This window comes from Pseudomonas sp. ok272 (assembly GCF_900109995.1).
Lineage (GTDB): Bacteria > Pseudomonadota > Gammaproteobacteria > Pseudomonadales > Pseudomonadaceae > Aquipseudomonas.
In genome coordinates this window covers 119,923-136,485 of record NZ_FOCB01000014.1, presented here as the reverse complement: position 1 = coordinate 136,485, position 16,563 = coordinate 119,923, and the positions used below count along the sequence as shown (strand labels likewise).

The following is a 16,563-nucleotide window of genomic DNA, read 5'->3' as shown; positions in this document are numbered from 1 at the left end:
CATCTGCATCGCTGTTGCTGGTGACTTCGGTGTTTGTCACGCCGATTGTCACGAGGGGAAATGCCGCAAAGCCTTGTACGAGTTGGGCTGCAGCAGCGGTAGGAGCGCCCGTCTCTTTCCGGGAGAAAGAGACGGGCGCAGATTGGCGCACGGGAATGGCCAAGCGGATAGGTTGCTGCAGGGCAGCTATGAAAGAGGATGAGTTGCCGCAGTGGGCACACTGGTAAAAGTAGGCATCCATCACATCGCTGTGACCGGGCGAGCCGCCGGACGCTAATCGCACTTTGGGAGAACCACCACGGTGTGGCGTAGCCTTAAAGGTTCTGGCTACCTGGGTTGCTGTCAACGACAGCGCTTTGCCCGATCTTTTCTACGCCTGTGGATAATTTGGGTCAAGGCTCGAATGTTCGGGAGTTCTGCGGCTGTGGATGAAATTATCCACCGGTGGAAATCAGTGGTTTTCCACAGACAGTTGTGTGGGCTTTAGATTTTTTTAAGTGAGGTCCATCCAAACAGGGCGGCTTTGCAGCCCTGTTTGGATGGACCCGCGTGGCAGAGCAGATTGCGAGAGTCTTACGGATGTACGCTTGCTTTACTGCGGCACTTTAAAAGCCAAAGCAATGTCAGCACCGTCGGCCAAAACAACGTGTTGAGAATGTCGTGAGCGCTTGCCTGCCAACGCCAGTATCCAAGGCTTTCAATATCGTCTCGTCTATCTACCCACTCGCCAGCACACGCAATGATGAAAACAACCAGCCAGCCAATGTATGGTCTGAATCGCCGGGTGATGGCGATCAACGTTAAATAGACCGCCATGCCCACATAGATGTGCAGGGCGTCTTTTGACAACCCGGTTGCCGACACGATGGCGAGCTTGATGCTTTGTGTGGTTGAGGTGTCCATATCAATTTTTCCTCTCTACGCCATTGCCAAGCTTCGCCTTCATCCGAGTAACGTTATCTCCAATCTGGTTGGCGAATTCGTGTGGAGTGACATGCTCCTGCCGGTTGGCCTCCAGATACCGGCTCCACCAGTTCATGATCAGCCTGCGCTCCTCGATGAACTCTGCCTTGTGGATGTAAGCGGCGCGGACGTTGTTGCGCTCTTTGTGGCTCATCTGCCGTTCAATAGCTGTCTCCGACCACAGTCCTGACTCGATCAGTGCGCTGCAGGCCATCGAACGAAACCCATGTCCGCAGATATCGGTTTTGGTGTCGTATCCCATCGTCCGTAGCGCGTTGTTCACGGTATTTTCGGACATGGGTTTCCAGGGCTTGGCATCGCCTGCAAACACCAGGTCGAATTTGCCTGTGAGTGCATGGATTTTTTCGAGTAGCGCCACTGCTTGCGGCGATAAGGCTACTAAATGGATATCCCCTGCCATCTTCGTACCCCTTGTGGAAAAGGGTACTCCCTCCAGCGCGGGTCGAGTGTCCGGTATCTCCCAGGTGCCGTATCAGAAAAGGGGACGGATCTATTTCCCTGATTAAAAGTGGAGGTGTCTGCGCGCAGTGGTGCTAGCTTTGAACGCAACATCTACCTGCTAGTGCTTCGATATCGAGCCGGTGCCCACCTCAAGGAAAAGCCGTAATGGATCTACACCACGAGTTTGAGAGCAGCAAATTCTTCAACCATGGCCGAATCGATCGACGCGCCGCCGATGCCTTGGTCGGGTTGGCCGCTGGGATTGCGGCCGACGGTGTTGTGAATATCACGGAAGCGGTTTTTCTAAAGCAATGGCTGGAAAACAATCTCGCGCATCTGAACGATCCGGTGATCAATCTGCTGTACTCGCGTTTGGCGTGCATGCTTCAGGACAATGCGCTAGATATGGATGAGTCCCTGGAGTTGCTTAACATTCTGCGTGGTTTCTCTGGGGTGGGTACTGAGAGACCGAAGATTGGCGGTGCTGTTGCCGTTACTCCTACGGACCTTCCTTTCAACTCACCGATCCCTGATTTGGTTTGGGATGGCCGGATGTTTGTATTTACCGGTGTCATGGCCTTTGGGCCGCGTAAGGACTGTCAGGCGCTGGTCGAAGAGCGGGGCGGTTTGATTGGGGGCAGTGTGAGTAAGAAGGTGCATTACCTGGTGGTGGGTAGCGTAGGTAATGAGCAGTGGCGCCACAGTACTTATGGGACGAAGATCATGAAGGCAGTGGAGTTACGTGAGGCGGGAGCTTCGATTGCCATTGTAGGTGAGGATCACTGGCAAAAGATGCTGTTTGGTTGAGGTTGCTACGTTGTTGGTGTTTTGGGAAAGGTAACTCATAGTTCTGGCCCGCAGATCATCAGTGGGTTTGACGATCTCATCGCGAGCAGGCTCGCTCCCACAGATTCCAGTGTGTGGACAAAAAAGTGGACGTTCCAGAAACAACAAAGCCCTCGTATTTCTACGAGGGCTTTGTTTTATATGGTGCCGGCACCAGGAGTCGAACCCGGGACCTACTGATTACAAGTCAGTTGCTCTACCAACTGAGCTATACCGGCGTGTTGGGCGACGATTATAGCGATTGCTTTGCGTCTGTAAACCCCTGAATTCTGACTATTTTTGCGTAACGCCGGGGCTCAGGCTCTAACCAGCACTTTCTTGAGCTTTTCCACGGCTCGCCACGATCGGCTGTTGCGCATGGCGTGCAATTGGGCTTCAAGGCTGTTGGCGCGTTCGCGTTCGGCTTCAAGGGCGTCTTCCAGCTCTTGAACGGGGTGGCTGAAGCGGTGGCCGTAGCAGAAGCGGAACTCATCGAGGTTGCATGGGGCTATGTCGAAGGCGCCTTTGAGGTGTAGGTGTTCTTCGGCCAGGTAGAACGTATTCAGGCCATCAAACAGGACGGCTTGGTAGCCGGCGTCGACGACCAGTGGCTCCCATGCCTGGTCGCGGGCCCATGGGGTTTCGATGACGATGATCCAGGGCCGCCAGCGTGTGAAGTCCATCCCGCGCAGTACGGACTCTTCGTGGCCCTCGACGTCGATTTTGAGGAAGTGGATGGGCCCGTTGACGTGTTCTTCGCAGATGGACGACAGGGAGCGTGATTGCACGGTCTGGCTGCGGACTTCCAGGCCGGCGTCCAGGCGTTCCTTGGCGACGCTTGGTTCCAGGGTCGACATGCCGGTGTCGGCGATGGCGTAGAAGGTCAGGTCTTGGGCCTTATCGCTGGCCACGCATTGCAGGTTGATGTCGTTGGGGCGTTCGGTGCACAGGGCGTCGTAGTAGGTCTGGATCGGTTCGATGTTGATACCGGTCCAGCCGCGCTCGTAGAACGCCTTGGTGACCGAGTCCAAGGTGGGCTGATTGGCACCGACGTCGATGTAGAAACCGTTGTCGTAGTACTTCAGGGCGCGCCACAAGCGGATGTCTTCAAAGTTCTGTGCGTAGGAAATGAACGTCACGGTCGGTTCCTGATAGTTCGAATGACTAGGGAGGCGGATACGCGTACGACCCTGGAGTTTAGCCAGCTTTTCACCCGTACGGCAGGAGGCAAAGCGGCCAAAGTAGGGTGGCCTGCATGACACTACGACGGGCCGGGTGTGATGCGGGTCTAGCTGCCATTTCTGATGGTGTATCCGTGCTGTCGTGTGCCTCAGGGATTTCTGGCGCTTGGCAACGATAGTTCAGGCTGGGAAGCGTGGTTATGACCTTTTGATTTAACGCTTATGCACAACAGGCGGTTTTGCGCGGAGGAAAAATGACAAATCTGTTAACCCGTTCTCACTTCGTCGCAACTGCCTGTTTTAAGGGTTTTTTTAGCGAGTGATCAAAAAACGAACAGGCTTATTTTAGCGTTTTAATCCTGGATCCAAAGGGTTTCAGCATATTTCATCAACAGAGTTATCCACAGGCTGTGGCCGTCTCTGCGCGCTCCGCCAGCAGCATCAGGTTGCGTGGGGTCAGCGGGGTTGGGCAGAAGGTGCCCAGCCGGACGGCATACCCCTGCTCCTCAAGAAACAGCGCCCGGTCGAGTACCAGCCACAGTTCCAGTGGGCGCCGGAATAACCCCCGCAGCAGTTCCAGGTTGCGCACCTCGGCCAGGCGCTGCCAGCCAGCCGCTTCCAGTGCAGGCCAGTCCTGCTCGCCGACGGTGGATAAGTCCTTGAGGGCCGCCAGGTCACGGCAATAGTCGGCGAACGGTTTGTCCAACCACGCGCTGGGCAGCGAAGGGGTCGGCAGGTACTCGTCGACACGGCGCAGTTGCCGTTGCAGCAGGTCGAATCCCAGGCGGCGGGCCATGGACGTGTCGCGTTGACGTCGCACGCGGGTGCCGGCGGTGACGGTTTCAGTCAGGGGCAGCGACAGGTCATCGAGGGACAGCCGTAGTTCGGAGCGCTTCGCGGGGCCTGAAAGTGCCGCGTACTGAGGGGCGTTTATGCGGTTGTAGCAGCACGGGGCGATGGCCAGTTGAGCGCAGCCGGCCTGGCTGGCGAGCTTGATTAACTGCACATGCAAGTCACCGCAGGCGTGCAGGGCGACCGGCGTGTGATCGCGGCTCACGCAGGCCAGCGCGTCGGGCGCCAGGACGTCCTGTTGCCGGTGTTCCACGGCCAGGCGATGGTGCTGGCTGAGTGCCTGGCCGCTGGCGATCAACGCCGGGTCGTATTCCAGGCAGGTCAGTTGCTGGCCGGCGTGCAGCAGTCGTCGTCCCAAATGGCCTTTGCCTGAGCACCAGTCCAGCCAGTGGCGCGGGGTATCGCTAAATTGCAGGCAACGGGCGAAGGCTTCGATCTGCTGCCACTTGCGCCCGGGTACGTCGACGTTGAGGCGCGGCGATGCCGGCTCGATGGCCTGCGTGGGCAAGGCGCCCACGGCGCTGAGGGCCATCGACTGCGCGGCCAGTTGCGGAAACGGCGCGGGTGCCGGCAGGTGTTCGGGATGGTTGTGGCTGTCTTCGGCGTCTTGCAGTGAGCGCTGGCGTAGCCAATGGCCGAGTGGCCGGTGGTCCGCTTCCCAGGGCAGGTGCCGATGGGTGAAGGGGCGTGGCCGCCAGAGTGCCTGGTGCTGAGTGAGGAAGGTGTCCAGTGCGGTGAAACGGGCGAGCAGGTGCGCGCCCGTCAGCACCGAAGGCTCAGCGTCCCTGGCAGGCATCGACGCGCAACCAGCGCTCCAGCAGCTTGAAGCCGCGAACCAGGATGAAGGCCATCAGCAGGTAGAACATGCCCGCGGCGAAGAAGATCTCCACCGGCAGGTAGGTGCGGGCAATGATGGTGCGGGCCATGCCAGTCAGTTCCAGCAAGGTCACGGTGCTGGCCAGGGCGCTGGCCTTGAGCATCAGGATCACTTCGTTGCTGTAGGCCGGCAGGCCGATGCGCGCCGCCCGGGGCAGGATGATGTAGAACAGCGCCTTGGGCCGGGACATGCCCAAGGCCCGCGCGGCTTCGATTTCACCCGCTGGAATGGCTTGGATGGCGCCGCGCAGGATCTCGGCAATGTAGGCCGCCGTGTGCAGGGTCATGGTGGCGGTGGCGCACCAGAACGGATCGCGCAGATACGGCCAGAGTGCGCTTTCACGCACCGCGTCGAACTGCGCCAGGCCGTAGTAGACCAGGAACAGTTGCACCAGCAGCGGTGTGCCACGGAAGAAAAAAATGTAGGCGTAGGGCAGGGCGCGCACGTACCACAGGCGCGACGAGCGGGCGATGCCCAGCGGAATGGCCAGCAGCAGGCCGAGGAGCACGGCGATGGCCACCAGTTCCAGGGTCAGGGTGGCGCCCTGGGCCAGTTTCGGCAGCCATTTGATGATCACTTCCCAGTTCATTGCGTGCTCCGGGCAAAGCCGCGAGCGGCGCGTTTTTCCAGCAGGTGCATGCCGGTCATGGCAATGATCGTCAGGCCCAGGTACATCAAGGCCGCGACCATGTAGAAGGTGAACGGTTGCTTGGTCATGGTCACGCCGTTTTGCGCGTGGCGCATGATTTCTTCCAGGCCGATGACGGACACCAGCGCGGTGTCCTTCATCAGGATCATGAACAGGTTGCCCAGCCCAGGCAGGGCGATGCGCCACATCTGCGGCATGATCAACCGGGTGAAGATCCGCCACTTCGACAGGCCGAGGGCGACGCCCGCTTCGCGGTGGCCCTTGGGAATGGCCAGGATCGCGCCGCGAAACACTTCGGTGGCGTAGGCGCCGAAGCACAGGCCCAGGGCGATCACCCCGGCGGCGAACGCGTTGAGTGCCAGGTCGGGATTGCCGAAGAACTCACCCAGGGCGCGCATCAGGTTGACGGTGCCGAAGTAGATCAGCAGGACCCAGAGCAGTTCGGGAATGCCGCGAACCAGGGTCGAATAGGTGCCGCCAAGCCATTGCAATGACTTGTACGGGGATGTCTTGGCCAAGGCGCCGAGCAAGCCGAGCACCAGCCCCAGGCACAATGCCGTGAGGGCAAGTTTGACGGTCATCAGCGCGCCAGCGGCGAGCGCCGGGCCGAATCCTTGGAGATCGATAATCATGGGTATCTATTCACGTTGCAGCAGGCTTTGCTAGAGACCGGTACCGCCAGGGGCGATACCGGTCAGGCACGTCAGAATCAATAGATGCTGAACGGGAAGTACTTGTCGTTGATCTTCTTGTAGGTGCCGTCGGCGACGATTTCTTTCAGTGCGGCATTCAGTTCGTTGCGCAGCTTGTTGTCACCCTTGCGCACGGCGATGCCGATCTTGTCGCTTTCCATGACCGGATCGCCCTTGAACTCGTAGTTCTTGCCGGCATCGCTTTTCAGCCAGTCGTAGTTGGCGTACTTGTCGGCCAGGATCGCGTCGAGACGACCGGAGGTCAGGTCCAGGTAGGCGTTTTCCTGGGTGTCGTAGAGGCTGACCTTGATGTCGTCGCCGTAGGTGTCTTCCAGCCAGGTAGCGGCCTGGGTGGCACGCTGCGTACCGATGGTCTTGCCCTTGAGGTCAGCCTTGTCGGTCTTGAAGTCGACGTTTTTCGCGGCGATGAATTGCAGCTTGTTGGAGTAGTACGGTTCGGTGAAGTCCACGGCTTGCTTGCGCTCGTCGGTGATCGACAGCGAAGACACCAGGAAGTCGAACTTCTTGGCGTTCAGGGCCGGGATGATGCCGTCCCAATCGGAGGTGACCACTTCGCACTCGACTTTCATCTTGGCGCACAGGGCGTCGCCGATGTCTTTGTCGAAGCCCACGACCTGGCCGCTGGCATCCTTGTTGTTGAACGGCGGGTAGGCCGCTTCGATGCCCATTCTCAGTTTTTCGGCAGCCATGGCATTGGCCGAGAACACCAAAGTAGCGGCTGCGGCCAGGAGGAATTTCTTATAGGTCTGCATGCAATTTGCTCCGTTAGCGGTTGCTGGACATGAATTGTTTACAGCGCGCCGAAAGCGGGTTCTCAAACACCTGCTGTGGCGATCCTTGCTCTTCGATGAGCCCCTGGTGAATAAACACCACTTCACTGGACACCTGGCGGGCAAAGCCCATTTCGTGCGTGACCAACAACATGGTGCGACCTTCTTCGGCCAGGGCGCGGATCACGTTTAGTACTTCCTGAACCATTTCCGGGTCAAGTGCCGAAGTGGGTTCATCGAACAGAATGACCTTGGGCTGCATCGCCAGGGTGCGCGCGATGGCGGCGCGTTGCTGCTGGCCGCCGGACAGTTCGGCAGGGTAGGCGTGGCGTTTGTCGGCGATGCCGACCTTGGCCAGCAGGGCTTCTGCGACCTCGATGGCTTCTGCCTTGCTCTGGCCCAGGACCCGGCGCGGGGCCTCGATGATGTTGTCGAGCACGCTCATGTGCGGCCACAGGTTGAAGTTTTGAAACACAAAGCCGATTTCGCTGCGCATGCGGTTGATCTGGCGACCATCGGCGGCCACCAGTTCGCCGTTTTTCGCCGGCTTGAGCTTGAGTTCTTCGCCTGCCACCAGGATCTGCCCTTGATGAGGGTTCTCCAGCAGGTTGATGCAGCGCAGGAACGTGGACTTACCAGAGCCGGAGGAACCCAGGATCGAGATCACATCGCCGTCGCGGGCGGTCAGCGAGATGCCTTTGAGCACCTCAAGCTGTCCGTAGCGTTTGTGCAAGTTGCGGATTTCAAGCGCGGGCGCGGCCTCGGCCATGTGGGGTCCTCATTGTGTTCGGTTGTGCGTGTGCGGTTGGGCAGCCTTCCTGGCGAGGCGCCAAGCTAGCATAGCGTTGGAATGGCGGCCAACCGCCACACCAGCGTAGACGGGAAGTGTGTGACTGTTTGTCGCATCGACGCAGGTGACTGTCGCGCCATCAACAACCGAACACCCGTTTGACGCCATATCTGCATGGGTATTGCGTAAAAAAGGGCGCGATGGTGCCAGCTTTGGCCAGGGGTGGGAAGCGTTAAGCCGACAAACGTGGCTGATCTGCCCTTTTACGGTGCGCGGGGGAATTATTCTGTGGGTTGTCAGGTGCTGGCATTCGTTGATGAAGTGGGTGACACGGTAACAAACTGGCTAAGTGCTATTAATTTCAATGACTTGCGAGGATGGGGCGAAATTTTGTCCAGCCTGCGTAAACCGGGATCTTGAAACATTTTGGCGCAATTTTTGCGTGCAGAATAAGGAACGCTCCGTTGGTTTCTTTTTACGAGAAAGAACGCCAGCGCCGTGGGGCATCGATGTTTTCCTTACAAAGGTAGTTTCAATGAGCGGTACGCAATCTTCCAATGACCTCGAACAGGGGCTCAAACCGCGGCATGTGACCATGCTGTCGATCGCCGGGGTTATCGGCGCCGGGCTGTTTGTCGGCTCGGGCCACGCCATTGCCGAAGCGGGCCCAGCGGTGCTGCTGGCCTACGCCGCGGCCGGTACGCTGGTGGTGCTGGTCATGCGCATGTTGGCCGAAATGGCCGTCGCGTCCCCGGACACGGGCTCGTTTTCGACCTACGCCGATCGGGCCATCGGCCATTGGGCCGGTTTTACGATCGGCTGGCTGTACTGGTGGTTTTGGGTGCTGGTGATTCCATTGGAAGCCAACGCCGCCGCAACCATCCTCAACGCCTGGTTCCCCGGCGTAGCGATCTGGGTGTTTACCCTCTTCATTACCTTGCTGCTGACGGCGACCAATCTGTTCAGCGTGAAGCATTACGGGGAGTTCGAGTTCTGGTTCGCCCTGGTCAAGGTCGTGGCCATCATCGGCTTTGTCATCCTCGGTATCCTGGCGATCTTCGGGTTTCTGCCCAACAGCCAGGTCAGCGGTGTGTCGCACCTGTTCGATACCCAGGGCTTCATGCCCAATGGCATGGGCGCGGTGCTGGCGGCGATGCTGACGACCATGTTCTCGTTCATGGGCACGGAGATCGTCACGATTGCCGCCGCGGAGTCGAAGAACCCGGGCCAGCAGATCTCCAAGGCCACCAACTCGGTGATCTGGCGGATCGGCTTGTTCTACCTGTTGTCGATCTTCCTGGTGGTCGCCCTGGTGCCTTGGAATGATCCGGGCCTGGCGCAGGTGGGTTCCTACCAGACCGTGCTGGACCGCATGGGTATCCCGAACGCCAAGCTGATCGTTGACCTGGTGGTCCTGATCGCGGTGACCAGTTGCCTGAACTCGGCACTGTATACGGCCTCGCGCATGCTGTTCTCCTTGGGCAAGCGTGGCGATGCGCCGGCGGTTGCCAAGCGTACCAATCGCGCAGGCACGCCGTACTGGGCGGTGATCCTGTCCACCGCGGCAGCCTTCCTGGCGGTGTTCGCCAACTACGTGGCGCCGGCGGCAGTGTTCCAATTCCTGCTGGCCAGTTCGGGTGCCATTGCCTTGTTGGTGTACCTGGTGATTGCGGTCTCGCAATTGCGCATGCGCCACAAGCGCATGGCTGCCGGCGAGACCATCGCCTACCGGATGTGGCTGTTCCCGGGCCTGACGTATGCGGTGATTGTATTCATCGTCGGCGTGCTGACGATCATGCTGTTCCAGCCAGAGCATCGCGTGGAGATCATTGCCACCGGCCTGCTGAGCGCCCTGGTCGTTGCGACCGGCCTGTTGGTGGCGCGTCGTCGCCAGCAGCAGCGGTTGGGAGCGCTGGTGCTGAGTTGATGCAGCCGGGGTAACGAAAAACGGCCGCTGTCAGTGATGACACGCGGCCGTTTTGGGTTTTCTGCGCGGGTGTTACTCGGCCTTCTCGGCCGGCTCGTCCAGGGATTCGCGATACGTATCCAGGGCGGTGCCGAAGTCGGCGATGAACTCAGGCGTGGTGAGCCAGGCCTGGGCGGCCTCGCGATCCATGCCGTCGGCCCACATGCGGTAGTCGATCAGCATGTCGGCGGCCAGGTGGGTGGCGGCCATGGCTTCGTTCTCGGCGTTTTCCAGGTCCAACAGTTCTGGGTGCTGGTTGATGATCTCGCTGAGCTCGGCCAGCAGGATCAACAGCATGTCATTGCGGCTGGTGGGCTCGGCGTCACGCATCTTGCTGAACATCGCCAAGGTGTACTCGGGGATAGGCTCGGCCAGGTGGCCCGGCTCGTCGTCCAGCGCCAGGGGCTTTCTGCCGACCATGCGGATCTGTTTGGCTTTGGTCTTGGCGCGCTTGGCGCGTTTTTGCTGCTTGTTCAGGGAAGCCATGGGCACTCAGTTTGCGTTGTGTGGGGGTTGGGCGGTAATGGCGTTGGACGCCGCCACGTAGTCAGCCTGGAAGGCTGGGGATTCGATCCAGGCCAGGGCGCCGGCTTCGTCGGTCTCGGCGGACCACTGGCGATACTCGATCAGCGCCGCGATGATGAAGTCAGTCGCGGTTTCTTCGCCTTCTTGCTCCAGCACCAGCGCGAGCAGTGGGTGCTCAAGAAAGACCGTGCACATGGCCTGTTGGCTGATCTTCGCCGCGTCGATCATTTCCTTGAACAGTTCGGTCAGGTCGACCGATTCGAAGTCGATGCGATCATCGTTCGGGTCCAGGTCCACCGGGGCGGCCGTGCGTTGGGTGCGGTTCTGCTTGGCCTTGGCTTTGGCACGGGTGGCGCGTTTTTGCTGCTTGTTGGCGGAGGCCATGGGCGTTGTTCCGTGATTCGTTGAAAGGTCAGGTCGCTGGGCTGCGGGGTACTTGCCGCCCGGGATGATCGGGGGCCAGTTCGCCGTGTGACAGCCAGGACAATGCAATGGGCCATAGTGTGGCTTGGTACGGGCTGCGAAAAAAGGCGAAATGTCCGACCTGTTGTTCGCCGATGTCCTCGGGGGTAATGCGCAGGTGCGTGTTGCTGCAGCCGCTGAAGTAGCCCAGCAGGCGCTCAATGGCCGGGATTGTACCGTAGGGATCGTCGCTAAGGCTGATAGCCAGGGTGTGCGCGGTGACGGCGGCGAAGGGTAGCCGACCGGCGGTCGCGTGGATCAGGCGGCCGCTGGGGCGCGTTTCATAGCGTGCGGTGGACAGGCTCCAGTCTCGGACCACGCCGGCAGGCGTGTCTTCCAGCCAGCCCAGGCGCTTGCCGGGAAAGTAGCCGCAGAACAGGGTGACCAGCGGCATCACCACGTGCCACTTGGCGAACATCCGCCAGCGCTGGGCGGGTGCGTAGTCGCGCCAGTAGGCGAACTGTGCGCCAACCGTGACCATTCGCCGGATCACACGGCCTGAACTCGCCAGGCCCGCACCGCAGCCGCCGAAGCTGTGGCCGACCACGTCGATGGGCTGGCCGGGGAACTCGCGCTGGGCGCGCTTGAGCATGGCCTCGAAGTCCAGCGTGCCCCAGTCGCTCCAGGTGGCTTGCAAGCCCTTGATGGAGGCCGGCCGTGATTCGCCGATCCCCCGGTAGTCGTAGGTGATGACGTCAAAGCCGTTGGCGAACAGATAATCGGCAAAGCGCGCGTAGTGACGGCAGCGCACGGAGGTGGCGGCGTTGATGATCACCACGGCCCTGCGGGTGTCCCTGGACGCGTGGCGCCAGGTGAACCCGCCGAGCAGGAAACCGTCGGCGGCGGGCTCGCTGAACGGTTCAGCGCAGCGTGGCGCGGGCTCGGCCTGAGGGGTGGCCTGCGGGGGAGCGTCCTGCACGATCATTGGCGGTGGACCTTTGCGGAGAGCTGCCAACGATAGCTTTCGCGCGCGGGCTGAACAATCCATGGCTGAGCGGATTTAACCGGGGCTCGTGCATGTGCCGCTGGCGAGCCGGGTCATTTGCCGTGTGCAGCCGTCGCGGGTAGTCCGATTCGCAGTCAGCCCCAGATCGAATCAATCTAAAACTTGGTGGCCGTGCTGCACATCGAAAATAGAGTAACGACAGGGTTCTTGCGGAGCCCGGGAGTACTCATCATGAAACATGCCCATCCACTCATGCTGTCTCTCGCCGCGGTCGGATTGCTGCTGTTCCCGCTCATGGCGCAGTCCGCCAGCACTGAGTCAGTTGATCCGGCTGGCGTACAGGTCCAGCAGCAACAGCAAAATGGGATCGCCTACCTGTCCGGCGGGATTGGCCTGGACGAATCTCATTTCATTCAAGCAGCCAAGGGTTACAACCTGCATATGACCTTTTCCGTTGGCGCGCAGAACCAGTACACCTCCGATGTGAGTGTCCAGGTGCAAAAAGCGTCGGGGGGGACGGTGCTGGCGCTCGATAACGCGGGGCCATTGGTTTACGCGCAGTTGCCGACAGGCAAGTACACCGTCGTCGCCACGCGCAACGGTGAGGAGCGGCGAGATGTCGCGAGCATTGGCGGTGGCGCCGCGCATAACCTGGTCTTCCACTGGACGGGTGACCGGTAGCGGAGTGGGGGAACCCGCTCCTGGCTAAACGCCGGGCATAAAAAAACCCTGAATCTTGCGATTCAGGGTTTTCGGTATTTGGTGCCCAGAGACGGAATCGAACCGCCGACACGGGGATTTTCAATCCCCTGCTCTACCGACTGAGCTATCTGGGCAACGGGGCGCATTAAACGGGTTTTTCAGGGGGTCGTCAAGCAAGTTTTCAAAAAATATTTAATTATTACCGTCGCTTACGATCCGACCCCCGATTTAACGGGTTACTCGGCAGGCGGCACGTAGCCTTCGGCCTTGGCGTAATCCTCGCCGCTGAAGAACTTATCCATCTCGCCTTGAAGGTATTTGCGGTCTTCGGCGTTCATCATGTTCAGGCGTTTTTCGTTGATCAACAGGGTCTGGTGTTTTTGCCAGTCGGCCCAGGCCTGTTGCGAGACGTGGTCAAAAATATCCTGGCCCTTGGCGCCGGGGAATGGAGGGCGTTCCAGGCCTGGCAGTTCTTCGTTGTACTTGCGGCACATGATGGTGCGGGTCATGACGACTCTCCTGCGTTCAATACGTCGGCCGCGCGCTTGAGCAGTTTTTTTACCGGGGCGGCAAGGCCCAGGCGCGGCGGGGTGGCGAGGTTATACCAGAGCCAGTCGGCCTCGGCCACGTGATGGCCGGTCTCCTGGACCTGGACCAGCCAGGGTTCGATGGCCAGTTGGAAGTGGCTGAAGGTGTGCACCAGGCTGGGCAGTTCGATGTGTTTGCCCAGCGCCAGCGAGTGTTGCGTGGCCAGGTGTTCCAGGTCACCCAGGTCATCCAGCTCCGGCAGGCTCCACAGCCCACCCCACAACCCCGTGGACGGGCGGCGATACAGCAAAATGGCGCCGTCACGGTTGGCCAGCAGCGGCATCAGCGTGCGCTTTTGCGGTACGGCCTTGCGCGGCTTGGGGATTGGGTAGCGCGTCTCCAGGCCCAGCATGTGGGCTTCGCAGCCCTTTTCCAGGGGGCAGAGCAGGCAACTGGGCTTGCTGCGGGTGCAGAGCGTGGCGCCCATGTCCATCATCGCCTGGGTGTAGGCGTTGACCCGGTCCTGGGGTGTGAAGCGCTCTGCGGTGGCCCACAGCTGTTTGGCCACCTTGGGTTCGCCGGGGTAGCCCTCTTGCGCGGTGTAGCGCGCCAGCACGCGCTTGACGTTGCCGTCGAGGATTGGCGCGCGCAGGCCCATGCTCAGGCTGGCGATGGCGCCAGCGGTGGACAGGCCGATGCCCGGCAGGTCAGTGAGTTTCTCCACGTCCCGCGGGAATTCGCCGGCGTACTGTTCGACGACGATCTTCGCGGTCTTTTGCAGGTTGCGCGCCCGGGTGTAGTAGCCCAGGCCGGTCCACAGGTGCAGCACTTCGTCTTCCGGCGCGGCGGCCAGGGCCTCGACCGTTGGCAGGGACGCCATGAACCGGTCGAAGTAATTCAGCACGGTGCTGACCTGGGTCTGCTGCAGCATGATTTCCGAGACCCACACCCGATACGGGGTGATGCCCTGTTGCCAGGGCAGGTCGTGGCGGCCGTGGCGGTCGTACCAGTCCAGCACCGCGGTTGAAAACTGCTCGGCCTTCATCGCTTGAACAGCCCCTTGAGCGCGTCTTTCAACTGCGGATTGACCTTGTCGAGTTTCTCTTCAAGCTTTTCGCTGAGCTTGCTGCCCGCGGCCTTGATGGCGACCTGGCTCAAGCCGTCCTTGTCCAGGCGGCATGCCTTGGCGCCCAGCTCCAGCGGACCACGGCAACGCAGAGGGACCTGGATACCCTGAAAACTCGAGCCCACTTGGCAGGCCGGGTCCGGCATGTCGCGGGTGTCACCTTCGACGATGATGCCGACGCGGTAGTCCATGCCCAGCACCCGCAGGTCGACGTCGCCGTTGCCGTTGATGCTCATGCCGGGGACACGCACTTTCAGGTCCGGGTTGCTGGCCACGCCATTGTGCAGGGTCAGGCTGCCCTTGAGCTCCTGGAATGGCGTGTCCTTGCCCCGCGGCTCGCCGCTGAGGGTCTTGCGGTTGAGGATAGCGATGCCGCGGCACAGCTGTTGCTCAAGGTTGGCGTTGAGCAGCACACCATCGTTGATCACGAAGTTGGCGTTACCGTTGAGGCTGTCGATCAACGCTTTCTGGCTGTTGCCGCTGGCGCTCAGGTTGCTGTTGAGGGTGATCAGGCCTTTGACGGGCGGGTTCTTGCCCTGGCTTTCGAGGAGTTTCTCCGCGGGTACGCGGCTGATCTGGGTCTGCATGTTCAGCACGGGCACGGGCTGGCGCACATCGAGGGTGCCCTTGGTGTTGAACGTGCCGTTGTACAACTCGCCACTGAGGTTCTTCAGGGTCAGCAGGCCGCCCTGGCCGGACGCCTGGAGGGCGGCGTTGTGGATCGGCAGCTTGTCGAGGGTCAGTTGGCCGAAGGTCAGGTCGGCGTCGATATCGAGCTTGCCCAGGCGCTCGGTCGGGATCAGCTTGTCGCTGCTCCAGGCGCCCTTGGTCGGGGCGTTTGGCAGAGGGGTGCTGCCGGCGCCGGCCATGGCATCGGCCTCGGTGCTGCTGACTTCCGCCTGGCGTGCCACCGCGGCGCTGTTGGCTTCGGCGGAGGTTGGTGGCAGGTAGCGATCAGCGTTGAAGGTGTCGCCCTTGAGCTGCACGCGCAGCGACTGCTTGGCGAAATCCTCGACCGCAATGCGGCCGGTGAAGGTGCTGTCATCGAGCTTCAGGTTGAGGTTGTCCAGCACCACGCTGGTCGGTGTGCCCGCCAGGCGGCTGGCCAGTTCGACCTTGCCCAGGCTGCCTTCGGCCATGGCTGGGAGTTTCTGGCCGATGCTGTCGACGAACTTGGCCAGGTCGAATGGGGCAATCGACAGGCCGCCACTGATCTGGGGGGTCGTGTCCAGGCTGTTGACCTTCAACTCGCCGAGGGCGCGCAATTGGTTGGCAGAAAGCTTGATACCGGTCCATTCGGCGACGTTCGCCGCCTTATCCAGCAGCAATTGCCCTTGTGCGCCGAAGGCCACGGTCTTGCCGTGCAATGGCTCGCCGGTCAGTTCGCCGGTCAGCTTCATGTCTTCGAAGGAATAGCGCTGCAGGGCGCGCTCGAAGCGCAGCTCGCCGTTGAGCTCGGAACGCACCCGCAGTGCCGGTTGGCTGCTCGACAGGAAGGCGGTCAGCTTGACCTGGATGTCGGTCGAGTCGTGAATCGGGCCGGTGCTCAGTTGGATGCTTTCGGCGCTGAACTGCTGGCCGGTGCGCTCGTCGGTGTACTCGACCCGGGCGTTGTTCACGGTCAGGCTGTCGATATCGAGCCGCAGGGGCTGGGCAGGTTTTTCGCTGGTCACCGGGGCCTGGGTCGAAGCTTGGGTGCTGGCCGGCTGGTCGCTGCTGGCGACCGCCGTCGGCACCTTGCCGATGTCTTCCCAATTGCCGTGGCCATCCTTGTCGCGGCTCAGGCGCAGGTTCAGGCCTTCGACCCGCACGTCACTCATCTGTACTTCACGGCGCAGCAGCGGCAGGACCCGCACCGACAGGCCGAGCATTTGCAAGTCGGCAAACGGCGCGGTGGGGTTGGCCAGGGTCGCGACGCTGGCTTCGTGCAGTTCAAGGCCAAGCCAGGGGAACAGGCTCCAGCCGATATCGCCATTGAGCGTCAGCTCGATGTGGGCCTTGTCGCGGGCTATCTGGCGAATCTCTTCCTTGTAGTCGTTGGGGTCGAAGAAGTGGGTCAGGGCAAAGCCCAGCGCCACAATGACCAGCAACAGTCCGAGAAGTACCAGACCCAGGATTTTGCCGAACGCTTTCATGGGCGAGTCCTTGTAGTTGAGTCGAATTTAGAAGTTAGCCGGGGAGTATAGCGCCCCGAAACCGACGACTGGTCAGTGATCGTTCTACAAC

The 16,563-nt window shown here is 60.7% G+C and carries 16 protein-coding genes, 2 tRNA genes and 1 pseudogene; 3 read left to right on the top strand and 16 right to left on the bottom strand.

Features of this window, described 5'->3' with window-relative positions:
- Window positions 1–573: 573 nt before the first annotated feature.
- Both BMW74_RS19660 and BMW74_RS19655 read right to left on the bottom strand, forming a co-directional pair.
- Window positions 574–903: a hypothetical protein gene (locus BMW74_RS19660; protein WP_093425387.1), complete on the bottom strand. Its 330-nt coding sequence runs from the start codon at window positions 901–903 to the stop codon at window positions 574–576.
- 1 nt (window position 904) lies between these two features.
- A pseudogene (locus BMW74_RS19655) lies at window positions 905–1,453 on the bottom strand (tyrosine-type recombinase/integrase); the annotation flags it as partial.
- Between the two features lie 137 nt (window positions 1,454–1,590).
- On the opposite strand from BMW74_RS19655, the gene BMW74_RS19650 reads away from it, so the two are divergent.
- Window positions 1,591–2,232 carry a BRCT domain-containing protein gene (locus tag BMW74_RS19650; RefSeq protein ID WP_093425384.1) on the top strand — a complete coding sequence of 214 codons (642 nt, stop codon included), beginning with the start codon at window positions 1,591–1,593 and terminating at the stop codon, window positions 2,230–2,232.
- 181 nt (window positions 2,233–2,413) lie between these two features.
- Here the strand turns inward: BMW74_RS19650 and BMW74_RS19645 are convergent.
- The 7 genes from BMW74_RS19645 to BMW74_RS19615 form a co-directional block, all read right to left on the bottom strand.
- Window positions 2,414–2,489, bottom strand: a tRNA-Thr gene (locus tag BMW74_RS19645).
- Window positions 2,490–2,567: 78 nt separating this feature from the next.
- Complete coding sequence (locus BMW74_RS19640; RefSeq protein WP_093425381.1) at window positions 2,568–3,389, bottom strand: FkbM family methyltransferase; 822 nt, start codon at window positions 3,387–3,389, stop codon at window positions 2,568–2,570.
- Between the two features lie 439 nt (window positions 3,390–3,828).
- Window positions 3,829–5,079, bottom strand: a complete 1,251-nt coding sequence (locus BMW74_RS19635; protein ID WP_093425378.1) for a methyltransferase — start codon at window positions 5,077–5,079, stop codon at window positions 3,829–3,831.
- The gene (locus tag BMW74_RS19630; protein ID WP_093425375.1) at window positions 5,060–5,749 is read right to left on the bottom strand and encodes an ABC transporter permease; all 690 of its coding nucleotides are present in this window, start codon (window positions 5,747–5,749) and stop codon (window positions 5,060–5,062) included. The genes BMW74_RS19635 and BMW74_RS19630 overlap by 20 nt, the downstream gene beginning before the upstream one ends.
- Complete coding sequence (locus BMW74_RS19625; RefSeq protein ID WP_093425372.1) at window positions 5,746–6,441, bottom strand: ABC transporter permease; 696 nt, start codon at window positions 6,439–6,441, stop codon at window positions 5,746–5,748. Before BMW74_RS19625 ends, BMW74_RS19630 begins: the two co-directional genes overlap by 4 nt.
- 77 nt (window positions 6,442–6,518) lie before the next feature.
- Window positions 6,519–7,274 (bottom strand): ABC transporter substrate-binding protein, encoded by a 756-nt coding sequence (locus BMW74_RS19620; RefSeq protein ID WP_093425369.1) that lies wholly within the window; start codon window positions 7,272–7,274, stop codon window positions 6,519–6,521.
- 13 nt (window positions 7,275–7,287) lie between these two features.
- Complete coding sequence (locus BMW74_RS19615; protein WP_093425366.1) at window positions 7,288–8,061, bottom strand: ABC transporter ATP-binding protein; 774 nt, start codon at window positions 8,059–8,061, stop codon at window positions 7,288–7,290.
- 556 nt (window positions 8,062–8,617) lie between these two features.
- Between BMW74_RS19615 and gabP the strand changes: the two genes are divergently transcribed.
- Window positions 8,618–10,009, top strand: coding sequence for a GABA permease (gene gabP / locus BMW74_RS19610; RefSeq protein ID WP_093425363.1), 1,392 nt, complete (start codon window positions 8,618–8,620; stop codon window positions 10,007–10,009).
- Between the two features lie 72 nt (window positions 10,010–10,081).
- Here the strand turns inward: gabP and BMW74_RS19605 are convergent, their stop codons facing one another.
- The 3 genes from BMW74_RS19605 to BMW74_RS19595 are packed head-to-tail and all read right to left on the bottom strand — an operon-like array spanning window position 10,082 to window position 11,960.
- Window positions 10,082–10,534 carry a hypothetical protein gene (locus BMW74_RS19605; RefSeq protein WP_093425360.1) on the bottom strand — a complete coding sequence of 151 codons (453 nt, stop codon included), beginning with the start codon at window positions 10,532–10,534 and terminating at the stop codon, window positions 10,082–10,084.
- Window positions 10,535–10,540: 6 nt separating this feature from the next.
- Window positions 10,541–10,957: a hypothetical protein gene (locus BMW74_RS19600; protein ID WP_093425357.1), complete on the bottom strand. Its 417-nt coding sequence runs from the start codon at window positions 10,955–10,957 to the stop codon at window positions 10,541–10,543.
- A gap of 28 nt (window positions 10,958–10,985) precedes the next feature.
- Window positions 10,986–11,960, bottom strand: a complete 975-nt coding sequence (locus BMW74_RS19595; RefSeq protein ID WP_093425354.1) for an alpha/beta hydrolase family protein — start codon at window positions 11,958–11,960, stop codon at window positions 10,986–10,988.
- Window positions 11,961–12,212: 252 nt separating this feature from the next.
- Here BMW74_RS19595 and BMW74_RS19590 point away from each other — a divergent pair, with 252 nt between their 5' ends.
- Complete coding sequence (locus BMW74_RS19590) at window positions 12,213–12,662, top strand: hypothetical protein (protein WP_093425351.1); 450 nt, start codon at window positions 12,213–12,215, stop codon at window positions 12,660–12,662.
- Between the two features lie 79 nt (window positions 12,663–12,741).
- On the opposite strand, the gene BMW74_RS19585 is transcribed toward BMW74_RS19590, so the two are convergent.
- The 4 genes from BMW74_RS19585 to BMW74_RS19570 form a co-directional block, all read right to left on the bottom strand.
- A tRNA-Phe gene (locus BMW74_RS19585) sits at window positions 12,742–12,817 on the bottom strand.
- Between the two features lie 102 nt (window positions 12,818–12,919).
- The gene (locus BMW74_RS19580; RefSeq protein WP_093425348.1) at window positions 12,920–13,192 is read right to left on the bottom strand and encodes an oxidative damage protection protein; all 273 of its coding nucleotides are present in this window, start codon (window positions 13,190–13,192) and stop codon (window positions 12,920–12,922) included.
- Window positions 13,189–14,256, bottom strand: a complete 1,068-nt coding sequence (gene mutY / locus BMW74_RS19575) for an A/G-specific adenine glycosylase (protein WP_093425345.1) — start codon at window positions 14,254–14,256, stop codon at window positions 13,189–13,191. Before mutY ends, BMW74_RS19580 begins: the two co-directional genes overlap by 4 nt.
- On the bottom strand, window positions 14,253–16,472 hold the full coding sequence (locus tag BMW74_RS19570; protein WP_093425342.1) for an AsmA family protein: 2,220 nt from the start codon (window positions 16,470–16,472) through the stop codon (window positions 14,253–14,255). The genes mutY and BMW74_RS19570 overlap by 4 nt, the downstream gene beginning before the upstream one ends.
- Between the last annotated feature and the right edge of the window lie 91 nt (window positions 16,473–16,563).

Bases quoted from the DNA above. Each gene is read 5' to 3' on its own strand.
- BMW74_RS19660 (WP_093425387.1), bottom strand. From the start codon at position 903: ATGGACACCTCAACCACACAAAGCATCAAGCTCGCCATCGTGTCGGCA.
- BMW74_RS19650 (WP_093425384.1), top strand. From the start codon at position 1,591: ATGGATCTACACCACGAGTTTGAGAGCAGCAAATTCTTCAACCATGGC.
- BMW74_RS19635 (WP_093425378.1), bottom strand. From the start codon at position 5,079: ATGCCTGCCAGGGACGCTGAGCCTTCGGTGCTGACGGGCGCGCACCTG.
- BMW74_RS19630 (WP_093425375.1), bottom strand. From the start codon at position 5,749: ATGAACTGGGAAGTGATCATCAAATGGCTGCCGAAACTGGCCCAGGGC.
- BMW74_RS19625 (WP_093425372.1), bottom strand. From the start codon at position 6,441: ATGATTATCGATCTCCAAGGATTCGGCCCGGCGCTCGCCGCTGGCGCG.
- BMW74_RS19620 (WP_093425369.1), bottom strand. From the start codon at position 7,274: ATGCAGACCTATAAGAAATTCCTCCTGGCCGCAGCCGCTACTTTGGTG.
- BMW74_RS19615 (WP_093425366.1), bottom strand. From the start codon at position 8,061: ATGGCCGAGGCCGCGCCCGCGCTTGAAATCCGCAACTTGCACAAACGC.
- gabP (WP_093425363.1), top strand. From the start codon at position 8,618: ATGAGCGGTACGCAATCTTCCAATGACCTCGAACAGGGGCTCAAACCG.
- BMW74_RS19605 (WP_093425360.1), bottom strand. From the start codon at position 10,534: ATGGCTTCCCTGAACAAGCAGCAAAAACGCGCCAAGCGCGCCAAGACC.
- BMW74_RS19600 (WP_093425357.1), bottom strand. From the start codon at position 10,957: ATGGCCTCCGCCAACAAGCAGCAAAAACGCGCCACCCGTGCCAAAGCC.
- BMW74_RS19595 (WP_093425354.1), bottom strand. From the start codon at position 11,960: ATGATCGTGCAGGACGCTCCCCCGCAGGCCACCCCTCAGGCCGAGCCC.
- BMW74_RS19590 (WP_093425351.1), top strand. From the start codon at position 12,213: ATGAAACATGCCCATCCACTCATGCTGTCTCTCGCCGCGGTCGGATTG.
- BMW74_RS19580 (WP_093425348.1), bottom strand. From the start codon at position 13,192: ATGACCCGCACCATCATGTGCCGCAAGTACAACGAAGAACTGCCAGGC.
- mutY (WP_093425345.1), bottom strand. From the start codon at position 14,256: ATGAAGGCCGAGCAGTTTTCAACCGCGGTGCTGGACTGGTACGACCGC.
- BMW74_RS19570 (WP_093425342.1), bottom strand. From the start codon at position 16,472: ATGAAAGCGTTCGGCAAAATCCTGGGTCTGGTACTTCTCGGACTGTTG.